This window comes from Picosynechococcus sp. PCC 8807, from assembly GCF_001693295.1.
In the GTDB taxonomy this organism is placed as follows: domain Bacteria; phylum Cyanobacteriota; class Cyanobacteriia; order Cyanobacteriales; family MRBY01; genus MRBY01.
This window is the reverse complement of record NZ_CP016483.1, coordinates 71,123-91,626: the sequence shown is the minus strand read 5'-3', so window position 1 is coordinate 91,626 and position 20,504 is coordinate 71,123. Positions and strand designations below refer to the sequence as shown.

The following is a 20,504-nucleotide window of genomic DNA, read 5'->3' as shown; positions in this document are numbered from 1 at the left end:
CGGTAAATCTTACGTGAGTCCAACCGCTTGGGGCAGTTAAAATTGCTGCCCTATTTTTTTGTCTATTCCCTAGAGCAAGAATGACGAGATCAATTAATCGTTTAATCGTTCTCCCATCGCTCTGCCCCTAACAAATCCCCGATGCAGTCCCGGAGAAGAAAGCCACAGCGTTCTAGCTCGACTTCGATGCAGTGCCACTCGCGGGGAGGGATATATTCACAAAGGCTATAGAGGGGCTGTTGACGACTGATGCGATTTTGTTCGACTAATTGTTTTACTTCATCGCGAATTTGTCCCAATGAAAAAAAGAAAGGCGATCGCAATGCAAAGACAGATTGAGTCATGGAAAGTCATCCAAGGAAATGGTCGGCGTTGGGCAGCGCACCTAGATACCGACAACAGTGAATTTATTTAGTCATCAGACCAGCATTGGGCTGGATTTAGATCGGCAATTTGATCCCGGAGAAGAAAACCATTGCGTTCGAGTTCGCATTCTACACAAACCCATTCCCGGGCTGGAATGAACTGACAGAGGACATAAATGGGCTGGCAGCAGTCTACTGTTCCTGATTCGACCAACTGACGGGCTTCGTCCTTGAGCATTTCAATAGAAAAATGTTTTGGGGTAGGAGACGCCGGAGGCATTGTCGTGGTGGTCATAGGATTTACCTCTTGGGTGGCTGATGTTTGTTCCATGCCTATTCTATTGGATTATGCAAGGCATTGCTATACAGAAAACGCTGTATATTTCAATACTTATCAATAACGTTTTTAGCGAAACTTTAAGTAATGTAATCAAAGATCATTAAGGTTTGATTATCCGTTGTCCAACGTCCGACGAACTTTTTAAATGAATTCGGCGGCGCTGGGATCCGCTTGGGGCGCTTCTTCCCAGAGAGATATACAGATTTCGGCTTGGGCGATCGCCATTTGACCATAGCTAAACCACCAGGGAATTTCTGGCAAAGTCGTTTGTAAAGCTTCGAGGAAGTAGGGACTGCCGTAAAAGATAACGCCCTGTAACGGTATTTGGGCGGCAATTTTTTGGAGAACATCAATGGGATCTGCCAGTTTTTCCGTAAACGGATTACCCCGAAGAAAACACTGGATAAGGGTAGGGATCGCTTCTAACTGCAGGCGAGGGAGCATTTTTAATTCGACAATTTCAGCGGCATAACCGTGGCGTTGGGGAATGGCGATCGCCGGACAATTGGGACGCAAAAAAGGGCTTTTTAAAACTGAATCCACCACAATTAAGTTGCGCGCAAAATTGTCAGGAAAACTTGATATTTTTACGGGGGATTTTCTATGTTTAGTCGCTCTTTCCAGCACCATGGCAACGGTTTTTCTCGTTTCCGGGCGATCCCCGCTGATCCCCTGGGGAAAAGTTGCTGGTGTTGCCGTAAGGATTTTTTGCTTGGCTTGCCAAATTCGTTCTACGGATTCATAGATGCGACTTTCTGAAAGTTGACCTGTTTTGATCGCCGCTTCGATGGCAATAATCGCTCCATCCACATCGGGAGGCATCAGGAGAATATCCGCCCCAGCGGCGATCGCCTGGACCGCAACGGTGTCAGGAGCCGCAAATTGGGTTACTCCTCCCATGACCAACGCATCGGTGACGATTAATCCTTCAAATCCTAGCTTGTGCCGTAGTTGGCCCGTAAGAATTGCTGGCGAAAGGGTTGCTGGATATTGTTGATCCCAAGCGGGAATCATGAGGTGGGCACTCATCACCGCATCTACGCCCCCTTGAATGGCGGCCTTAAAGGGAGGCAGTTCGACGGTATTTAAGCGCGTGTCATCGTGGGCAATAGTGGGGAGCGCGAGGTGGGAATCAGTTGCCGTGTCCCCATGGCCAGGAAAATGTTTTGCCGTCGTTAAAACAGCATATTGTTGCGCCCCCCGGATAAACGCAGTACCCAAGGCACTCACCTGATCCGGCGTTTCTCCGAAGGCACGGATGTTGATCACCGGGTTGTGGGGATTGTTATTCACATCCAGCACCGGGGCCAAAACCCAATTGATACCAAGGCTGAGGGCTTCCTGGGCCGTAGTTGCGCCCATGGTTTCTGCAAGGGCGATCGCCTGGTGGGGATCCGTACGCCAAATCTCACCGAAAGCCATGGGAGGCGGGAATTCCGTCGCACCGCTAAACCGTTGGCCGACCCCTTCTTCGATATCTGCGGCAATCAAGAGGGGAATTTCGGCCCAACTCTGCAATTGCTTGGTTTTCTGGGCTACCTCGGCGGCACTCCCCCCCAAAAGGATTACGCCACCGATCCCCGCCTCGATCCAGCGTTGTAGGGTCGTTTGATCGGCTTCCCACTGGGGGTAGGGGCGTTCGTAGTCAAATAGATAGCCAGCCCCCCGCACGACGATCATCTGGGCGATCGCCTGGCGGAGAGACAAGGATTCAACCGGGGGGAGGGGAGCCATCACCAAGGGCGCTACACCATTTCCTCGGATTCTTGGGCTTCTAGTTCCTCTGGATCCTTAATTTCTAGTTGGTTAATGAGATGGATCATCCGGTCTCCCTCTTCAAGGGAACGGTCTTCGATGAATAAAACCTCTGGCGATCGCCGCAGACGAATCCGTTGACCTAGGGTACGACGCACAAACCCTTGGCTGGCCCGCAGTCCTTCCATCGTTTCAGCCCGGGCTTCCTCGGAGCCATAGATGCTCACAAAAATCTTGGCATGCTGCAAGTCCCCAGACACTTCCACTTCAGTAATGCTCACCATGCCCGCCCCAACTCGGTCATCTTTAATATCTTGCATGAGCATCAAACTCACTTCCCGCTTGATTAGCGAAGACACTTTTGATACCCGTCGACTATTTGCCATGACTCTATTCGCCTCCTAAAATCCTGTACCGCGTTCCAGGCACTTACAACCCCAGTCGCTTCTTAGCCATTTCCTTGAGTCTTCCATTGATTCAAAAAGCTGCAAAAAAAATGTGGCGATCGCGGTGGCGGCTTGATGTGACTCGAAGTCGGTTTGGCGGTGTGACAACGCCCTCAGTGTATCTTGAAAAAACCCTACCCTTCAACTCCCTGGCTATCTTCCCGTTGGCGATCGCCGCAAACCTAAAGAAAATATCAAGATATATCCCTGAACCTTGACAACGGACGATTGTTCCCAAAATCCCCCCTAAAAAAAGCAACAAATCCACCAGAACAGGGTATGTTTATACCTGAATATCAATGGTCAGTGAGTAATCCCAAATGCTGGACAAATCCGAAGCAATCATCGAAGCAATAGATGCTAGAGAAATTTTAGATTCCAGAGGTCGCCCCACCGTCGAGGCAGAAGTTCGTTTAGAAAGCGGTGCAGTAGGTCTCGCCCAAGTGCCCAGTGGAGCCTCTACCGGTAGTTTCGAAGCCCATGAACTGCGGGACGGAGACAAAGCCCGTTATGGCGGCAATGGGGTACTAAAGGCCGTGCGCAATGCGAAAGAAAAAATTGCCCCGGAACTGATCGGTAAAGATGCCCTTGACCAAACGACAGTTGATTACGCCATGATTGCCCGGGATGGCTCTGACAACAAATCTAATCTAGGGGCCAATGCCATTTTGGCGGTATCCCTCGCGGCGGCAAAAGCGGCAGCAGCGGAACTCGCCCTGCCCCTCTATCGTTATCTCGGTGGCCCTTTGGCTAATGTCCTCCCCGTGCCCTTGATGAACGTGATCAATGGCGGTGCCCACGCCGCTAATAACGTTGATTTCCAAGAATTTATGATCGTGCCGGTGGGGGCCAGCTCCTTTAAGGAAGCACTCCGTTGGGGAGCGGAAGTTTTCACTGCCCTGAGCAAGGTACTTGACAGCAAAGGTTTATTAACGGGTGTCGGTGATGAGGGGGGATTTGCCCCTAACCTAGGCTCTAACGAAGAAGCCCTCGAAATTCTCGTGGATTCGATCAAAGCGGCGGGCTACGAACCCGGTACACAGGTGGCCCTCGCCCTCGACATTGCCGCCAGTGAATTTTACGCCGATGGTCAGTACACCTACGACGGTACAGCCCACAGTCCGGCAGAATTTATCGACTACCTGACGGCGATGGTCGAAAAGTACCCGATTGTTTCCATTGAAGATGGTCTCCATGAAGATGATTGGGATAGCTGGACAATTTTGACCGCGCGCATCGGCCACAGGGTACAACTGGTCGGGGATGATCTGTTTGTCACCAACAAAGTGCGACTCCAACAGGGCATTGAGAAAAAAGCAGGTAATGCGGTACTTATCAAGCTCAACCAAATCGGTACCCTCACCGAAACCCTCGAAACCATCGATCTGGCGACCCGCAATGGCTATCAGTCCGTGATTAGTCACCGCTCTGGGGAAACGGAAGATACCACCATCGCTGATCTTGCCGTGGCAACCCGCGCCGGCCAAATCAAAACCGGTTCCCTCTGCCGCAGTGAACGGGTAGCAAAATACAATCGCTTACTCCGCATCGAGGATGAACTTGGCGATCGCGCAGTTTATGCCCCTAAAGTTGGTCTTGGCCCCCAATTCTAAGAGTTCTCGCCGAACAGACATTCAGCCTTAACTTTTTCATACTCCCATCCGGATCACAGTGTTCTATCGCTGTGGTCTTTTTTGTGGTGGGTCGCCAAAAGCACTGCCAATTTACCCCTAAGCAATTTTCGACCCAACCCAAGGCAGTATGATAAAAAACACCGTTTTGACTTCCTTCCCATGCCTCAACCGATCCAATGGTATCCCGGCCACATTGCCAAGGCCGAACGCCAACTCAAAGAACAGCTCAACCGCGTTGATGTGGTGTTAGAAGTCCTCGATGCCCGCATCCCCTTCGCATCCCACCACCCCCAAGTCGATGAATGGATTGGTGAAAAACCTCGGGTCGTCGTGGTCAATCGGCGGGATATGATCCCCAGCGAAACCCTCAGTCAATGGCGCGACTGGTACCAAGCCCAAAAAATTCAGCCCGTCTTTACCGATGCAAAAAAAGGAACCGGGGTTAAAGGTGTGATTAAAGCTGCCCAATTAGCCGGAAAAGCGATGAATGACCGCCGCATTTCCCGGGGAATGCGGCCTCGTCCAGTGCGGGCAGTGGTTATGGGTTTACCTAACGTTGGGAAATCGGCCCTGATTAACCGTTTAGTCGGTAAAAAAGTCGTCGAAAGTGCCCGCAAAGCTGGGGTGACGAAACAATTGCGCTGGGTGAGAATCTCTGACCAAATTGAAATGCTTGATGCCCCAGGGGTAATTCCCTGGAAGCTCGATGATCAACATAATGCGGTGAAACTAGCCATTTGTGAGGACATTGGCGCGGCCTCCTATGACAACCAACTGGTCGCAGCGGCCATGGTGGATTTGCTCGTGGAACTGAATTTAGAACAGCATCTGACTGAGCGCTATGACCTCGACCCCCTCGATATGTCTGGCGAAGATTATGTCATTGCCCTCGGAGACCATCGCTTCCAAGGCGACAGGGAACGTAGTGCAGTTACGTTGCTCAATGAATTTCGTAAGGGCATTTTGGGACAAATCCCCCTCGAATTGCCGAATTAAAGATTTGCGCTACAGTACAGCGTGGAACTGATTTAGATAGAACTTATTAAAAGACAACAATGAATTTTGAGGCGCTAGATGAGGCCACCATTGACCGGGTGATCGAAATGGCCTGGGAAGACCGCACTACCTTTGAGGCCATTGAGATGCAATTTGGGCTTCAGGAAAAGGAAGTGATTCAAATCATGCGGCGCTATATGAAACGCTCTAGTTTTAAGATGTGGCGCAAGCGGGTGACCGGGCGGAACACAAAACATCTCCAAAAGCGAGATTTCATAGAAGGGCGATTTCGTTCCGCAAATCAAACAGGTTCTTAATCGAAGCCATGGACTGACCTGATTTTCATCCGCATGGGGCACTAATACAGATCTGCCGTGGAGAAGCGCTGCAGAATTAACATTTTGTAGTATCCCCTATCCGTTCCGCTATGGTTTCCGCTTCAATACCTGTGTAGTGGCAATGGTAGACCCGCCCAATAGGAATTTAATATCGCTGGCTACTTCCCGCGAAACATCACCCCATATCAAGGCCCAGATACAAACACCGCTGATTGCGACAGGGGCGATCGCCTGTAAGAAATAAATCCAATCATAGAGATTGATTTTCCCGTCACCATGGGCCAATTCCAGCAATTTATCGGGCATTCCAGCTTCTAACCTCATCTTCACGACGATTGATCAGCCCTTGGTTAACCTTGCCTGCCGCGCGGTTGTAAAGCCTCAAAGCACGGGGAACGCCCACCCAATCTTTATTTTTCAAAGCCCGCGTGATGGAATTGAAATCGCCGTTTCCATAGAAGTGAGCCCCAAGATTCCAGGCGAAAGACGCCAAGGCCGTTTGTTGACCCGCGCTCATTTCTTGCCAATGGGGGATAGCCTGTAGCTTAGGCAGAAAATCACGGGAAAACACCTGAACTAAGAGTTGCTCGGCTTCTGCCTTGGAATTTAGGCGATCGCCTTTAATTACCCGCCGCCCATTGGCTAAATATGTGCAACCATAACCAATCGTCCACACGCCCGCCGGACACAGATAAGCATTGAGCCTCATGCCCTCCCACTTTTTAATAAGCTGTAAATCTACTTTGGCGGGTGATTTTGTCGTGTCTGTTGGCGTTCTGAGATTTTCGGCGATCGCCTCTACCAGAGCGTCTAAAGTTGTTTGCCCCATCTCAGATGGTCGGGTTAACTTTGCATCCTTTTTAAACTGAGCAAATATCTGTTTCGTTTCCGGGCCTAAAATACCGTCAACGGTCAAATGATAGCCCGCAAGAAAAAGGCTTTTTTGTAGTGCTAAAACCTGCTCAGAATTTAGCTCAGTAAGCTTTGTTGCTGTCGTTGGAAACATGAATTTTTTACAACCTAATTTTTTTAATGATTTGTCCACTGCTGCTATCAATGCAGCATCGATAATCCCGATGGTCACAAGAGCAAGACCCCGGCGGGCATTGACTCGCGTCTTCAATCCGTACAAAACCGGGGCAAATCCCGCCTAAATTAATTGTTTGATTCCCGTCAAAATAGCCAATATTTATCGAGCATCCTTCGGACTCTAACGAAATAGTAGGGGGCGTTGTTGTTTCTCTTTGTGATGATGTTGCAGCGTCTGTTGTCACTTTGTAGCCAATATTTTGTAAGTTGATGCTTCCATTGAAACGAGTCGTTGTTGGCGGGCCTGTGATTGCTATTTGTTGAAGATACTCAGTGGTTCCCCCATATCCTCCGTTTATACGCGCGTTAAAAGTTTCAATATTCGCCCAATTAGTGCTTCCGAGCATTCGATAATAAACCGTTCCCCCAAGGTTTAGTGGTTGCGTCTTAAACCCGCGTACAACAGCAACAAAGGTAGCCGCACTCATGGAGATTCCATAAATCAACAAAGTAGGGCTTGGGGGTTGGTAATTTGCTGTTGTAAAAACAACAGGATTTCCTCTGTTAATCGGAAAACTATGATTCCACAAAGCCCCTGTTGTTTGGTCTTGGATTGGTTCAGATGTCCAGCTTTCTCCAGGCAAGATCACTACATCACCGCCGCCCCAATCAACACGGATTCCCCCAGATTGAGCCTCAGAAGTTGCACTAACAGCAGTTTTCCCGGCGGGAACCTTAAACCGCCCCGTGACCGTCGAACCATTGCCCCAAACCACCACTTGACCCATGGTTATGACTCCTCAAGGCTGACTGGGACAGGCCGAGCCACCGCAGCGGCGAATTTTTCCAACTGGGAAACCATCGCCCGCACTGACCGGGCCTCTTGATTCTGATTATTTTCAATGCGTTGGATTCTGCTTTCTAGGGCTGGCATCTTGGTGGCGATCGCCAATTCGATTTTGTCGAGCCGCTGATCTAACCGCCGCTCCATTGCCCCTATCTGCTGAAACAGAGCCGCCACCGTCGAACCAGAGGCGATCGCCACCGTAATCAATATGCCGATATCCATAGGTCAAGAATAGTAAGTAAAAGGGTTTAGATACGGGCGGGCCTCGACCACAAGCGTATATGGCCCTAACCATCCCGGCGGCTCGTACCTAATCAAGCTTTGGGCCACGGGTTCCACTTCGATCAAGGTCGGGGTATCGAGGTTAATCCAGTTATTCCGGGAGAAAACGAAAATATCGCCCCTGTCCCAGGCTTGGAACACCCGACCACCCCGAACCCAGGGCTTTTCCTGCTGATTAATCACCGACGCAATAATTAGATCCGCCGCAAAACTGAGGGGAATTTGGGCCTCATAGCCAAATTGACCCGGGGGGCTGTTCACCACCCCGATCACCTGAAAATTCCCCTCAGTAGCCGGAAGTCTAAGCACTACGCAAAGGATGCAGACTGACGAGTCACAACGGCCTCAACAACTCGGCCCTGTACCGTTTTGCCGATGATGTCAGCATCAAACGTATCCTTTTGGTCAGAGTGCAGAATTTTGATGTACCGAGTACGCCCGCCAGTGGTTCTCACCCGCAGATACTTACGCTTGACCTTGCCAGATTTCACCAGTTCTTCAACCTTGCAGGTAGGCATATTCACCTCAGCATCAGCCAAAGTCGCATCAACACCCGTTTCAGTGGTTAGCCCGGTGTAACTGCCTTCAGGGGCAAGGAAAAAGAAGTCATACGGCTCAAGTTCTACAACCCCAGAAACCGTAATTTTATGTTTTACAAAACGTGCCATTAGAACAAAACTCCTATAAAAGATAAATCCCGAAACAATCCCTAGACGATCAAGAGTTGACCTCTACCCCAAGCGGCGACGACGGGGAACACCCGCAGACCGCACCTCATTACCCCGGTAGGTCAAACCAGGGAGCCGACTGATCGCGGTTCTTACCTCAGTGACCGAGCACAAAACCCGCGCCGATTTAGACCGACCCGTAGTCGCATCCCGCACCGTCAAACGCAGGCGCACAAGCTGACCATCTTTCAGCCCCTCAGAAACGCCCATGCTGTTTGCAATGTCTGCTGCCTGTTCCGGCGTGATTTCAGTAATCCCAACCGCTGAACCGATGCCGTCATAAACGTCAGGGAGCCAAATCTTAGCGTTTTCCCCATCAAGCTGGACGACGTGCCATTTTTTCTCAAGGCTTGCCATAGAACAAAATCAAAAAACTACGCCCCCATAGTGGGGGTAAAAAAATCTGTTGTAGGCGACTGGCAAACCTTAAGGGTTCGCCTCTCGCAGCTAAATTCCAGAACCCACCCAAACGCCCTAGAAAAATGTGGCATTTTGCCGGGGGGAGCCATTGGTATAAAGGATCTTGTTTTTCGGCATTCCCCAGACCGATAACTCTGCTGTCTGGAAATAGACCCGCCCCGATGGTCGCTTTTTCGGGATACGGTGCAGCTCACCCCCTACCCGCACCGTCCCTTCAAGCAGTGCTAACGGTTCGGTGTACTCAGACTTGGTGAGGTTATCCCAATCGGGGGTATCAAAGTTTAGATCCAGCATTTTATTAATCACGTCCTTGGCATCGGCCTCACCTGCGGCCGCGACTACCAGGGAATATCCTTTTTCTGGATCTCGGTAGCTGAACTTAAAACGGCCTTTGTCAAAGTAGTGGGTCGGGGTATCGAAAATCTGGAAAATGCGGTTTTCGAGTAGGGCAAGATCCGCCGCGCTGGTGACATCGCCCCGATAGCGGACAGCGTATCTCGCCCGTAGGGGGTAGCGATTATTGGCGCGGGCAATGTCGGCCCTTTCCCGATAGTGAATGATGATTTGGGGCAGATATCTCACCTGTTCTTGGAAGGTGGTCACAGGGAGGCCGAACACGGCGGGTTTTAGGTGAACCTGCTGGACGACATAGCGAAAGGTGAGAATTTTGAGTAGGGCGCGGTTTTGGGACTCGTTAGGGAGAATCAAACAGGCCCGCTTGGTGGCATTCCGGCCCGTGGTGTTATCGCCTATGAAATCCGGATCGATATCCCGGAAATATTCATTTACCTCGCGGTTATGGGTACGGCGCAGGAATGACCGGGTAAAGCTCCACTCATCTGATACAGCCATGGTTATTCCTCCGGCTCCGGTTCAAATTCTGCTAAGTCATCAACGCTAGGGGTAGGGCTTTCGCTTTCGGTTTCCTTGGTTTGCTGCTCAGTGGTTTGGGTGGTTTCATCGGTCTGTAGGGTCTGGTCAAAGCTGGCTTTTGCCTGCCTTAATTGGGTGACAGACTCGGCGATCTCTTGCCCGCTGGCGACCGTGGCGTAAATGTTTTCTGTAATTTCCTCGGCGCTCTCTAGTGTGTTAGTGAGTTTGTCTAGCCCGGTAATGCGAGTAATCCCCACGTTTTCCCGCATCCAAGGCCATTTCCTATCCGTCACTACCCCATCGTCCTCTAGGCCGTTCCCAATGCGGGCCACCCAAGTATTGAGGTTTTCGACTCCCTCGGCGATCGCCCATTGGATATTACGCAGACTCATCACCACCCCAGCACCCGCGCTAATGATCCGGTTCCAATTGCGCCAATCTTCAGACAGGTTATTAAAAGCTTGTTGCCCAATCATTCCCACGATTAGATCCTGAGCAGATCGCCCTAGGATTGCGTTTAGGTTGTATGCTTGTCCGTCGGGGTCTTTTAGGCCAATAATCCCCAATGTTTCCCCAATGGTATCGAGCAGACTCGCGGCAAGGTTCCGGGACAGCATCGCAGCATTATGGACACTGGCGGCGGTGTTGATCACATTGAGAATTCGATCCATTTTCATGTAATCCCAAAGCTTATTAAATCGGTCTACAAGTTTGTTGTAGGTCTGATCCAGCTTGCTCTGAATGCCATTGAGCTTAGGCAGCAGATTTCTTTTGTTCCAGTCCACCACCTCTTTTGAGATGTTCTGGTAGGACTGCCCAATCCGTGCGGGAATGGCAAAAATCGCGTTTCTGGTAATGCGATGTTCATAGGTGACGTGGCTTCGAGTGCTGCTGTGCTGATTTCTGACCTGGGTGTTAACGGCACTGACCCCGGTCCGGGTCACTCGATGCTCATAGGTGACATGGCTTCGAGTGCTGTTGTGCTGATTTCTGACCGTGGAGCTTACCGCCGAAACGCTGGATCGGGTTGTGGTGTGCTCCCTATTCACATTTCCATTGACTGAATTTCGCGTCTGTCGATGCTCTGAGCGGATCAGCGCTTTGATGCTGGCGGCGTTGCGATTGTTCATGGCCTCTACTTGGTTAATGCGGGTCAGGGCAAACAGGGCGCGGCCTGTGGCGTAACTTAACCCGGCCTGGGCTGCTAAAATGGCGCGCTCGGCGTTGCTCATGCGGCGGGTAAGTTGAATGAGTTGGTAAACGCTAATGCCAGTGATCAGAATGTCTAGGAATCTCAGGAATGGGGCGATCCGACGCAGTAGGCCACCGAATTTACTTAGCAGCCCGCCTATCTGTCCTCTCAATTTGGTAAGCAGTTTTGAGTTCTTGATGACATCATCGGCATATTTGGCAATTCCATTCTGAATTTTCCCGATCCGCCCATTTACATTCGTTTTGAAGGCTTCAAACCCACCTTCTAGGCGATTTATATTCCTTTGCAGTGGGTTTATCTTTTTGGTGAATGACCGCTCAAGGCTGCCTTTAGTCGCATCTAGCTGTTTTACGGTGGCAAATTGGCGGCGTTTTAGCTCTGCGCTGAGCTTCCGCTCTAAAGTCATCCCAGTGAGGGAATCAAGTAAATCTTTCCCACTTGACCCGGCAAAATATGTCCCAACGGCGGCGGCGAGTAATTTGGGGTCGATGCTGGCCTGTTGGGGTGGCTTCTTAAGGGCGGCAATTTCTGCCTTAAGTTTTTTGATTTCTGATTGAAAGGCGCTGGCACTGACTAGATTTTCGCAGGACATTACTTGCCCCCCATTGGGTGAATGAATTTGGCGATCGCCTTTTGGTGAGGCTTAGTCGTTATCGTTTACGGCGTTGGTCGCGTTCACCACATCGGCCTTCATCCACAGGCGCAAATTGGGGATGTATTCGAGTTGAGTTTCCGTTACCGTGGCGTCTGCATTTTCCCGGCTGACAAACTGGTAATTCGGGCTGTCAATGTCGAGGGCATCGGCATTACTCACCGGAGCATCGAGATCCGTCCGTTTTCCGGCGGCGGCGGCTTCGAGGGCAAGAATAAACCCGACTTCGATCTGTTCTTCATTGGTGGGAACCGCTGGGATTTTGTCGGTATAGGCGGCATTGGTGCAATCGATGGTCAGTTGCCGGGAAACATCATCGAAAGTGGCGGCGGGAATGGAGACGAGGTTAAAGGTAGCCATTGTATTTTTTCTTGGGATGGGGTAGGACTTTATTAAGCACTAATTTAGCGGTTATAAATTGGCTTTGAAAGTTCTACTAATACCTATTTCCAGCACCTAAGTAAAATCGTCGCAATGCTTGTTATCCTTTAATTGTGGCTCGATTACCTATTGTTTTTATGAGAGAAAGTTCCGGTTAATCCCCCATTTCATCCTTTAATGAGAACCTAGAAAAATGGAAAAGTCTACCCAAGGAAAAGCGGCTTATATCAGCAGAAAAGAAGCGGCGAAAATACGATCTTTTTTGACCTTGGATAGCCATCGGCTCATGTGGGACATTGCCAGGTACACCGGAGAGCGATGGGGGGCGATCGCCCAACTGAAGGTAACGGATATCTGGAGTGACCCGGTAAGGCGATATTTACGGGAAACCATCGTATTCAGAAAGGAAACCCGGAAACGGGGCGGCGGGAAAGAGGCGATCGCCCGTGAAATTGAGATTCACCCTGAGCTACATCGCTCCCTGTCGGCTTACATTCCGCCAACGGTGGGCTGGCTGTTCCCTTCTCCCTCAGACCTACTCCACCATGTCACCCTCAGAAGCTGTGATAAGTTCTTGCGGCGGGCGGTGACCTTGGCGGGCCTGAGTCACAAGAAAATTTCTACCCATAGCACGCGGCGATCGTTCATCACTGACTTATCCCGTAATGGGGTTGATCGGCGGGTGATCAAGGAACTGACCGGGCATGGTAGCTATGAGATGCTGGATAAATACATTGAGAGTGACCCGCAAGCGCGGCGGCGGGCCTTGGCTTCATTGATTTAAACGAAAAAGGCGATCGCCAAGGCAATTGATAGGGCCAAAACCCAAAGGGCAAGCAATGCCACCATCGTCTCTAAGGACTCGACTCGCTTCTCTAAATGCTGGATCGTCATCCGTAACCGAAAGATAGAGTCTGGGATTTTGCGCGGATCGTAATTTGACATACAGATACCTAAAAAAATTAGGGAGCATTGCCCCCTAAAATTGGTGTGATTATTGGATTACAGGCTGTTGTAATTTTGACTTGCTCCCTAGATATTTTGACTTGAGTTTTCCGTTTTCCCGCCACCGTTCATAAAGATACACACGTCCCCTAATGGTTTTCTCTTCAATGTATGACCGCCGTTTTTGTGGGCGATCGCCTTTTGGCTTGGGGCGGCTACCGGGAAACATATAATCCGGATCATCAATCTCTTTACCATCATGCCCATCTTCTTTCACCACAATGGGCGGTTCATATCCGAGAATGTCAAATAATGGCTCTGTCATAATTTCCGCTCCCTAACTAATCCAAGGGAAATTCGATTACTTCCCCAATGTCATCATCCCAACTGAGCATATTTTCAAAAGAGTCATGGGCTAAGAACGCCCAAAATCGATAAGGGACAAGGGAATTTTCGATTTTAGGTGGAGAAATTGCGTAAGGCTCAGGATCTGCCAGGAACAATAAAGCAAGATATTCCCCTTGATGGGAAACAGGATCCGCAAAATTCGGCTCCGTGTATTGAATTTCTCCTTGGCGGGTTTCAATTTGCCATTCGGAGATATCAGCGGCGTTAAATTCTTTGATGGTCATCTGTCTGGATACCATCTTTTTGACCCAAGCAACGGCATCACTGAGAAGTCTCTTATCCTCTCCAATGGGGATAGGGGGATCTTCTCCCTTTGCGGCAAGGTAAATGTATTTGTAGCAGTCCTCATTTTCGTATCCGTACGTCATATTTTTGGCCTCCACTGTGCCAATTGGCTAAGTTATTAAGAGAAGGGATATACACACTCACTGTTGCAGCTTAAAAAACCGCCCCAATTTTGGGACGGCATTTTTTTATCTGTCGTCGGGCACGTCCTTTACGTCTTTACCCAGTGCAGAGGCGATCGCCTTTGGAGAAACCTGTAAGACTTCACACATTTTGAGAACGACTCCCAAAGTAGGCTCTTTTTCTCCACTGTTGTAATAACGTAGTGAACTCGTACTAATACCAACTTGTTCACAGAAACCGACCTGACTGAACCCAGCAGCTCGTATCAACTCTTTCAAAGTCGGGCTTCCTCTCTCTCTCTCTTTGTGCATCATAGTAGCATTTATCCTGCACTATGGTGCTTGACCAATATAGGAATAGGCACTATAGTGCAGAAAAAGTAAAGGGACATTCCCCGTCACTGTGCGAAAAGGATAGGGGACTACCTCAATTGTCTATCACTGAATAACTATGACTTTTGTAGACCTGATACAAGGGGCCGATCTCGAATATGCCCCGCAATGGCTAAGGGACTTTTGGGACGAATGCCAATGGCTCAAAGAAGAGTCAGACGAATGGCAGGATCTCAATGGTGACTATTCCGCCATGGACTTCGTAACTGAATTCCGTAAGCAGTCCTACGGTTACATCAAAGCTGGCATCATCGCCCATCAGATCCGAACCAAGCGCGTTTACGCAAAAATCAGTCAATCATTTACGGCCTTTTGTGAAAAATGGCTAGGCCGTTCGATCTGGCAAGTGAATCGGATTATTGATGCCGCTGGAGTCGCGATCAGACTGATCGGCATGGGGTTCACTGAACTCCCTGCTACTGAATCTCAATGCAGGCCGTTGGTAAAGCTGATCGACTTTGACTTAGAAAATGTTTGGAGTCGAGTATGTCGGTTCATCCCAGAGAAGGATCGCACCGCAAAAAACATAGAGGCGATCGCCTGTAGATTAAGCGATGTTGACCCCGATTACCAGGGAAAAGCACCCTCTAAACGTATCGAGTTACCTAGAGAACAATGGGACTTACTCACCGAAAAGGCCGCTAGATACGGCATGAAGCCCAAGAAATATCTGGAAATTTTGCTTCAAAAAGACTTAGGTGACGAACCAACAGACCCCCTACAAGAACCCGAACCTAAGCCTAGTAAGCGTTCTAAAGGTTTTGGTGGGTTTTCGTTCGCCGGAAATCTCCCTAACTTGCTCCCTAACATTTTCCCGAACCATGCTCAAACCGCTGAGAAAATCCGAGATGAGAGACAGGACGATTCTACTGGCACTATTGAGGCCGGAATTGATCCAAGCTTTACTCAACCGTTATTCCCTAGGGGATGCCCCGCCTCACCCCCCATGGATCAATCCCGATGATTCTGAGGCTTGGGAGATATTTGCAGAACTCGCAGAAAAAATGAGCGTAAAAAATCGGGGTTTTGCCGCTTTCCGCAACGAAATTATCCACACTTTTATCGTTTCCCCTCAAGATAAATGAGTAAATTACAACGTCAAGCCATGCTCACCAAAGCCACCATCAGATTTAACTCTGTCTTGCATGAGATGGATCTGCCGATTCAGTTTGAAATGGTTTTCGAGTTACCGCCGGATGATCCAGTATTGGCCTATCAACAGGCTAAAGAAGCGGCGATCGCCTGCCTAATGGATGATGGCGCACAAATTGACTATTCCTACCCAACCGCTGAACCACGGGAAAACCACCATGTTCACTAAAATCCCCTCGGTCTATCCGCTATTCTTGCCCGCCATCGAACGCGATCGCATTCCAGCTCGTTGGTTAAACCTTGCCCTGATAGAAGAAATCACCCGTAGTAAAGCCAGCGGGCAATACGTGATTTTCCTATCCAGCGGACATTCCAAGGAAATCCCAAACCTATGGGCAAAGATGATTTTTGCTGAATTCAAGCGGCTTGAGATGGCCCGCCACCAAAAAGGCGATCGCCCCCACATCAAGAAACGCAGTTCAACCCCCACCTGATGAGATTGACTCACTACCAATCGAAACCGGGTAACTTATCCCGGTCGTGGGAAGTGTCCAAAGCTTTCTACCCCTTATCTTTGATGGGCTTTCGGGCTGTGTTGTAGTAACAGGCTCTTAAGGGCTTTCTAGATTACGTCGGCTCATCCCATCTCAATAAGGGTTTAATCCATAGACGGCCTTTGAGCCGTTTACTGCTGTGACAAGGTATATGGCTCACATTGTTCGGGCTATCGGGTGATACGTCGGCTTTTCTATGGATTTTTTGGGAGTTCACCTTTTTAAAGCACCATGAAAATTTTAGGAATCGATATCGGACGTGGTTTAGCCACTTGTTGCCTGTTGGATCACTTCCCAGAGAATCCACGGCAATATGCCCTAGACGGGGCACAGTACCGCCAATTTACCGCCGATCCAAAAGGCATTAGGGAGATATTGGCCTATGGAGCAGACATCGCTGTTTTAGAGCCTACCGGAACAAATTACAGTAAGCTTTGGGGCACTCACTTAGCCCGCAATGGCGTTGAAGTGAGGTTAGTTGCTCACCATAGCCTTAAAAAACATCGTGAGTTCTTGCGCTTTCCCGATAAAGATGATGAATTTGATAGCTTTGCGCTGGCTCACTATGGATGGACTCACTTAAATGACCCCCAATGGTTCCTACAGATGAGAGATCAAACTATCGTCAAACTCAGGGAGAAAGTTTTAAGACTGGCTCATCTTAACCGCGTACAATCCCCCATCATCAACCGTTTAAAACAGGATCTAGAATGGCAATTCCCAGAGATAGCCAACAAAGACCTGTTAGCCCGACGTAGCAAGTCTGTCCCACGCTGGATCAGATGGATCGCCGGGGAATACAAATCATCTGCCTTTGATCGCAAATACGCCAAAACTTGCGGCCTAGGCTTAACCGACGATGCCAGAAGCCACGCCCGCCGCTTAGTCAGGATTATTGAGGAAGAAATTCAGATAGAAATTGAAACCGAGAAGTTTAAACAAGATGAACGGTTTAAACCTTACTTGGTTGTCTTTGATGTTTTCGGCATGGGCGATCGCCTTCAATCCGTTATCCTTACCCAGATTTTCCCCATCACAGGGTTTTTAGATGAAAATGGCGATCGCATTGTGATTTATAAACGGGGTCGCTACTCCAAAAAACAGACGAAACGCGAGATATCACGCCGCCGCTTTGAGAAGTGTTTAGGCGTTGCCCCTAGTCGGGAGGCTTCTGGGAAAAAAGATAACCGCCAAATCGTAGGGGGGTCTGACATATCTCGATCAATGCTTTGGCTATGGGTTTTTACCCGCGTTTCCATTGCCAAACAACGAGACTCTAACGCAGTAGCTCAACTGATCTATCTTTGGATGAATGCCCCCAAGCGACAAGGTATCCCAATCCGACTGCTCAGAACCAAAACCGCCGCCCATGCCACACGATTACTATTCAAAGCTCTAGTCGGCTATGTCCAGCGTGGTGAGTATGTGGATTTAGTTCATTACCACCCCAATGAATTAGGGCACTGCTCCCTATGTGGCGGCCCCCTAACCGATGGGGAATGTTCTCACTGTGAATCCATCCGGGCTAGACTCTTATCGTCATGGAAAGCAGCAGAAAACGCCCTTAAATAGGGAAAATAACCCAGCAAGATTGACCTAATCATTTTGCTGGGTTTTAATGCTGGCTTATAACTCCTTTACAAGGTAATCTAAACTAGCCGCACAGACTGTTATTAATTGATCACCGTCTATGACCACAGAACATCCCGGAACTTTGGCCCAGCCGATCCCCGTCGAAGAGATTCAAAAATTATTACCCCACCGCTATCCTTTTTCGCTGGTAGACCGCATCCTCGAATATATTCCTGGTGAAAAGGCTGTGGGTCTGAAAAATATCACTTTTAATGAACCCCATTTCCAAGGTCACATCCCAAATCACCCGATCATGCCGGGGGTACTGATGGTGGAAGCGATGGCCCAGGTGGGCGGGTTTATTTTGACCCAAATGCCGGGGATGGAAGATAGCTTTTTTGCGTTTGCTGGGATTGATAAAGTTCGGTTTCGGCGACCGGTAGTCCCTGGTGATCAGCTAATTATGACGGTGGAAGTGATCACGGTAAAGGCCAAGCGCATTGCGAAAATGAAGGGCTGTGGCACCGTGGATGGTCAAGTGGCGGTGGAAGGGGAGATGCTCTTTTCCCGTCTGAATTTTGAATAATTGGCCCTGAGGCCCACTACACTACTATGGAGCACACTGGAGAATTCTTTTGAGTACTCTGATTCATCCGACGGCGGTGGTTCACCCCAACGCTCAAATTCATCCAACGGTTCAGGTTGGCCCCTATGCAGTGATTGGTGAATATGTCACGGTTGGGGAAGGTACGGTTATTGGTGCCCATGCAATTTTGGATGGTTATACGCGCATTGGTCAGGGGAATCGGATTTACCCAGGGGCGGCCATTGGCTTAGAACCACAGGATCTCAAGTATCAGGGGGCAGCCAGTTTAGTTGAAATTGGCGATCGCAATACGATTCGCGAATATGTGACGGTGAATCGGGCGACGGCGGCGGGAGAAAAAACGATCATTGGGAATGACAATCTCCTGATGGCCTATGTCCATGTGGCCCACAATTGCATTCTGGAAAACAACATCATCATTGCGAACAATGTGGCGATCGCCGGCCATGTGGAAATCGAATCGCGAGCGGTGATTGGTGGGATGTTGGGCATTCACCAGTTTGTACGTATCGGCAAGATGGCAATGTTGGGGGGCATGAGTCGCATTGATCGGGATGTGCCGCCCTTTATGCTGGTCGAAGGCAATCCGTCGAAGGTGCGTTCTTTGAATTTGGTGGGCCTCAAGCGCAGTGGTTTAACCCCGGCGGAAATGGGTTTGCTCAAACAAGCATTTCGCTTACTGTACCGCTCGGATCTCAAAACCTCTGAGGCGATCGCCCAACTTGCGACTATCGGCGACCATGAACATCTCCAGCATCTCCAACAGTTTCTCGAAAAAGCCCTCGATCCCAGCCGTCGGGGTTTAATTCCGGGGAAACGGAGCTAGGCGATAATGCATATTTTCATCAGTACGGGGGAAGTGTCCGGCGATCTCCAGGGGAGTCTCTTGGTAGAAGCGCTTTTTCGTCAGGCCGAGGCGCTCAATATTGACCTAAAAATTACGGCCCTCGGTGGCGATCGCATGGCCGCAGCGGGAGCAACCCTCCTGGGTAACACCACCAAAATTGGCTCCATCGGTCTGATCGAATCCTTGCCCTACATCATTCCGACCCTCCGCATTCAACGGCAGGCAAAACGCTATCTCAAAGAAAATCCGCCGGATCTGGTGGTGCTGATCGATTACATCGGCCCGAATATTGGCATCGGTAATTTTGTCCGCCGTCAGTTGCCCCAGGTGCCAATTATTTACTACATTGCGCCCCAGGCCTGGGTTTGGTCGTTTAATGACAACAATACAAAGGCGATCGCCCGCATCACCGACCGGATTCTCGCCATTTTCCCGGAAGAAGCCCGTTACTTTGCAGAATACGGCATAGATGTGAAATTTGTGGGCCATCCCCTCGTGGCAAAAATGGCCACCTGTCCCCGTCGTGCCACCGCTAGGGAAAAACTGGGCCTCAACCAAGACCGCCCCCTGATTACCTTGTTGCCAGCTTCCCGCCGTCAGGAGCTGAAATACCTGTTACCTGTGATGGTGGAAGCGGCCAAAATTCTCCAGCGTCAGGTGCCAGAGGTGAAGTTTTTAATTCCTGTCGCCTTGCCCCACTACCGCAACATTCTAGAAACAGCAGTTAATGAGGCGGGTTTAAATGCAATTTTGATTGATAATCCGGGCCAAACTCCCTTGGCGATCGCCGCTGCGGATCTAGCGATCACAAAATCGGGCACCGTAAACCTCGAAATTGCCCTGTTAGACGTCCCCCAGGTGGTGCTGTACAAAGTGCATCCCGTCACCGCTTGGATTGCGAAACATCTGCTGAAATTTTCGATTCCTTTTATGTGTCCAGTGAATTTGACCCTGATGCGGCGCATCGTTCCCGAACTACTACAAACAGAAGCGACCGCCCCCCGCATTGCCCAAGAATCTTTGGCATTACTTCAGGATGGCGATCGCCAAGCCCAACTCCAGCAAGATTATCAAGAAATGCGGGCGGTGATGGGCGATGGCAAAGCCTGTGATGTGGCGGCTGTCGATATTCTCACCTTCCCCAATCACGGGCGATAAAATTAGGCTTCCCCCGATTTTTTGGGGTCATTAAATTGAGCTTTAGCCTGGATATAAATCTCCTTATCGATGATTTTTGCCCCCATTTCTTCGGCAAGTTTTTCAATTTTCTTTTTAGCAAAGGGCCGCACAAAAAAGGGGATTTTTTTAAAGAGTTCTTTAGCTTCGTCTGTCCATTCCATCGGGGTTAATCTCAATCAAAATAAAAACTGTTTCGTTCAA

General features: G+C 49.6%; 31 protein-coding genes. 12 read left to right on the top strand and 19 right to left on the bottom strand.

Annotation, left to right across the window (positions count from 1 at the left end):
• Positions 1-101: 101 nt before the first annotated feature.
• The 4 genes from AWQ24_RS00465 to rbfA form a co-directional block, all read right to left on the bottom strand.
• The gene (locus AWQ24_RS00465) at positions 102-344 is read right to left on the bottom strand and encodes a DUF4327 family protein (protein WP_012305718.1); all 243 of its coding nucleotides are present in this window, start codon (positions 342-344) and stop codon (positions 102-104) included.
• Between the two features lie 67 nt (positions 345-411).
• Entirely contained in the window at positions 412-660 is a 249-nt protein-coding gene (locus AWQ24_RS00460) for a DUF4327 family protein (protein ID WP_012305717.1), read from the bottom strand.
• Positions 661-846: 186 nt separating this feature from the next.
• Entirely contained in the window at positions 847-2,439 is a 1,593-nt protein-coding gene (locus AWQ24_RS00455) for a glycoside hydrolase family 3 N-terminal domain-containing protein (protein WP_065715704.1), read from the bottom strand.
• Between the two features lie 11 nt (positions 2,440-2,450).
• A complete protein-coding gene (rbfA, locus tag AWQ24_RS00450) occupies positions 2,451-2,846 on the bottom strand; it encodes a 30S ribosome-binding factor RbfA (protein WP_012305715.1) in 396 nt (131 codons plus the stop codon).
• Between the two features lie 74 nt (positions 2,847-2,920).
• On the opposite strand from rbfA, the gene AWQ24_RS16155 reads away from it, so the two are divergent.
• The 4 genes from AWQ24_RS16155 to AWQ24_RS00435 all read left to right on the top strand — a co-directional run bounded on the left by AWQ24_RS16155 (position 2,921) and on the right by AWQ24_RS00435 (position 5,853).
• Entirely contained in the window at positions 2,921-3,124 is a 204-nt protein-coding gene (locus AWQ24_RS16155) for a hypothetical protein (RefSeq protein ID WP_143589370.1), read from the top strand.
• Between the two features lie 102 nt (positions 3,125-3,226).
• On the top strand, positions 3,227-4,519 hold the full coding sequence (gene eno, locus AWQ24_RS00445; RefSeq protein WP_012305714.1) for a phosphopyruvate hydratase: 1,293 nt from the start codon (positions 3,227-3,229) through the stop codon (positions 4,517-4,519).
• A gap of 180 nt (positions 4,520-4,699) precedes the next feature.
• The gene (gene ylqF, locus AWQ24_RS00440; protein WP_012305713.1) at positions 4,700-5,536 is read left to right on the top strand and encodes a ribosome biogenesis GTPase YlqF; all 837 of its coding nucleotides are present in this window, start codon (positions 4,700-4,702) and stop codon (positions 5,534-5,536) included.
• 59 nt (positions 5,537-5,595) lie between these two features.
• Positions 5,596-5,853, top strand: a complete 258-nt coding sequence (locus tag AWQ24_RS00435; protein WP_012305712.1) for a TIGR03643 family protein — start codon at positions 5,596-5,598, stop codon at positions 5,851-5,853.
• Positions 5,854-5,961: 108 nt separating this feature from the next.
• On the opposite strand, the gene AWQ24_RS00430 is transcribed toward AWQ24_RS00435, so the two are convergent.
• From AWQ24_RS00430 to AWQ24_RS00390, 10 genes are all read right to left on the bottom strand, one after another.
• On the bottom strand, positions 5,962-6,180 hold the full coding sequence (locus tag AWQ24_RS00430; RefSeq protein WP_065709845.1) for a hypothetical protein: 219 nt from the start codon (positions 6,178-6,180) through the stop codon (positions 5,962-5,964).
• The gene (locus AWQ24_RS00425; RefSeq protein WP_157096804.1) at positions 6,170-6,958 is read right to left on the bottom strand and encodes a lysozyme; all 789 of its coding nucleotides are present in this window, start codon (positions 6,956-6,958) and stop codon (positions 6,170-6,172) included. Before AWQ24_RS00425 ends, AWQ24_RS00430 begins: the two co-directional genes overlap by 11 nt.
• Complete coding sequence (locus tag AWQ24_RS16150; protein ID WP_157096803.1) at positions 6,888-7,691, bottom strand: hypothetical protein; 804 nt, start codon at positions 7,689-7,691, stop codon at positions 6,888-6,890. The genes AWQ24_RS00425 and AWQ24_RS16150 overlap by 71 nt, the downstream gene beginning before the upstream one ends.
• Before the next feature lie 2 nt (positions 7,692-7,693).
• Positions 7,694-7,972, bottom strand: coding sequence for a hypothetical protein (locus AWQ24_RS00420; RefSeq protein ID WP_157096802.1), 279 nt, complete (start codon positions 7,970-7,972; stop codon positions 7,694-7,696).
• A 3-nt stretch (positions 7,973-7,975) separates the two neighbouring features.
• Positions 7,976-8,293, bottom strand: coding sequence for a hypothetical protein (locus AWQ24_RS00415; RefSeq protein ID WP_157096801.1), 318 nt, complete (start codon positions 8,291-8,293; stop codon positions 7,976-7,978).
• A 47-nt stretch (positions 8,294-8,340) separates the two neighbouring features.
• The gene (locus tag AWQ24_RS00410; RefSeq protein WP_065715700.1) at positions 8,341-8,700 is read right to left on the bottom strand and encodes a hypothetical protein; all 360 of its coding nucleotides are present in this window, start codon (positions 8,698-8,700) and stop codon (positions 8,341-8,343) included.
• A gap of 63 nt (positions 8,701-8,763) precedes the next feature.
• The gene (locus AWQ24_RS00405) at positions 8,764-9,117 is read right to left on the bottom strand and encodes a hypothetical protein (protein ID WP_065715699.1); all 354 of its coding nucleotides are present in this window, start codon (positions 9,115-9,117) and stop codon (positions 8,764-8,766) included.
• Between the two features lie 117 nt (positions 9,118-9,234).
• Entirely contained in the window at positions 9,235-10,032 is a 798-nt protein-coding gene (locus AWQ24_RS00400; protein ID WP_065715698.1) for a hypothetical protein, read from the bottom strand.
• Positions 10,033-10,034: 2 nt separating this feature from the next.
• Positions 10,035-11,858 carry a hypothetical protein gene (locus AWQ24_RS00395; RefSeq protein ID WP_065715697.1) on the bottom strand — a complete coding sequence of 608 codons (1,824 nt, stop codon included), beginning with the start codon at positions 11,856-11,858 and terminating at the stop codon, positions 10,035-10,037.
• Positions 11,859-11,909: 51 nt separating this feature from the next.
• Positions 11,910-12,278: a hypothetical protein gene (locus tag AWQ24_RS00390; RefSeq protein WP_062431638.1), complete on the bottom strand. Its 369-nt coding sequence runs from the start codon at positions 12,276-12,278 to the stop codon at positions 11,910-11,912.
• 214 nt (positions 12,279-12,492) lie between these two features.
• Here AWQ24_RS00390 and AWQ24_RS00385 point away from each other — a divergent pair, with 214 nt between their 5' ends.
• Positions 12,493-13,083, top strand: coding sequence for a site-specific integrase (locus AWQ24_RS00385; protein ID WP_065715696.1), 591 nt, complete (start codon positions 12,493-12,495; stop codon positions 13,081-13,083).
• Here AWQ24_RS00385 and AWQ24_RS16145 read toward each other — a convergent pair.
• From AWQ24_RS16145 to AWQ24_RS00370, 4 genes are all read right to left on the bottom strand, one after another.
• Entirely contained in the window at positions 13,080-13,244 is a 165-nt protein-coding gene (locus AWQ24_RS16145; RefSeq protein ID WP_157096800.1) for a hypothetical protein, read from the bottom strand. The genes AWQ24_RS00385 and AWQ24_RS16145 overlap by 4 nt on opposite strands.
• 49 nt (positions 13,245-13,293) lie before the next feature.
• Positions 13,294-13,569, bottom strand: coding sequence for a hypothetical protein (locus tag AWQ24_RS00380; protein ID WP_065715695.1), 276 nt, complete (start codon positions 13,567-13,569; stop codon positions 13,294-13,296).
• Positions 13,570-13,585: 16 nt separating this feature from the next.
• Entirely contained in the window at positions 13,586-14,020 is a 435-nt protein-coding gene (locus tag AWQ24_RS00375) for a hypothetical protein (RefSeq protein WP_065715694.1), read from the bottom strand.
• Between the two features lie 105 nt (positions 14,021-14,125).
• On the bottom strand, positions 14,126-14,338 hold the full coding sequence (locus AWQ24_RS00370) for a helix-turn-helix transcriptional regulator (protein ID WP_065717253.1): 213 nt from the start codon (positions 14,336-14,338) through the stop codon (positions 14,126-14,128).
• A 172-nt stretch (positions 14,339-14,510) separates the two neighbouring features.
• On the opposite strand from AWQ24_RS00370, the gene AWQ24_RS00365 reads away from it, so the two are divergent.
• From AWQ24_RS00365 to lpxB, 7 genes are all read left to right on the top strand, one after another.
• Entirely contained in the window at positions 14,511-15,416 is a 906-nt protein-coding gene (locus tag AWQ24_RS00365) for a hypothetical protein (protein WP_065715693.1), read from the top strand.
• Between the two features lie 117 nt (positions 15,417-15,533).
• On the top strand, positions 15,534-15,773 hold the full coding sequence (locus AWQ24_RS00360) for a hypothetical protein (protein WP_065715692.1): 240 nt from the start codon (positions 15,534-15,536) through the stop codon (positions 15,771-15,773).
• A complete protein-coding gene (locus AWQ24_RS00355; protein WP_065715691.1) occupies positions 15,763-16,038 on the top strand; it encodes a hypothetical protein in 276 nt (91 codons plus the stop codon). Before AWQ24_RS00360 ends, AWQ24_RS00355 begins: the two co-directional genes overlap by 11 nt.
• A 291-nt stretch (positions 16,039-16,329) precedes the next feature.
• On the top strand, positions 16,330-17,670 hold the full coding sequence (locus tag AWQ24_RS00350; RefSeq protein ID WP_065715690.1) for a transposase: 1,341 nt from the start codon (positions 16,330-16,332) through the stop codon (positions 17,668-17,670).
• A 118-nt stretch (positions 17,671-17,788) separates the two neighbouring features.
• Positions 17,789-18,256 (top strand): 3-hydroxyacyl-ACP dehydratase FabZ, encoded by a 468-nt coding sequence (gene fabZ, locus AWQ24_RS00345; RefSeq protein ID WP_012305711.1) that lies wholly within the window; start codon positions 17,789-17,791, stop codon positions 18,254-18,256.
• Between the two features lie 43 nt (positions 18,257-18,299).
• Positions 18,300-19,103 (top strand): acyl-ACP--UDP-N-acetylglucosamine O-acyltransferase, encoded by an 804-nt coding sequence (gene lpxA / locus AWQ24_RS00340; RefSeq protein WP_315862322.1) that lies wholly within the window; start codon positions 18,300-18,302, stop codon positions 19,101-19,103.
• Positions 19,104-19,109: 6 nt separating this feature from the next.
• Complete coding sequence (gene lpxB / locus AWQ24_RS00335; RefSeq protein WP_065715688.1) at positions 19,110-20,282, top strand: lipid-A-disaccharide synthase; 1,173 nt, start codon at positions 19,110-19,112, stop codon at positions 20,280-20,282.
• Positions 20,283-20,284: 2 nt separating this feature from the next.
• Here the strand turns inward: lpxB and AWQ24_RS00330 are convergent, their stop codons facing one another.
• Complete coding sequence (locus AWQ24_RS00330) at positions 20,285-20,464, bottom strand: PCP reductase family protein (protein ID WP_062431613.1); 180 nt, start codon at positions 20,462-20,464, stop codon at positions 20,285-20,287.
• Between the last annotated feature and the right edge of the window lie 40 nt (positions 20,465-20,504).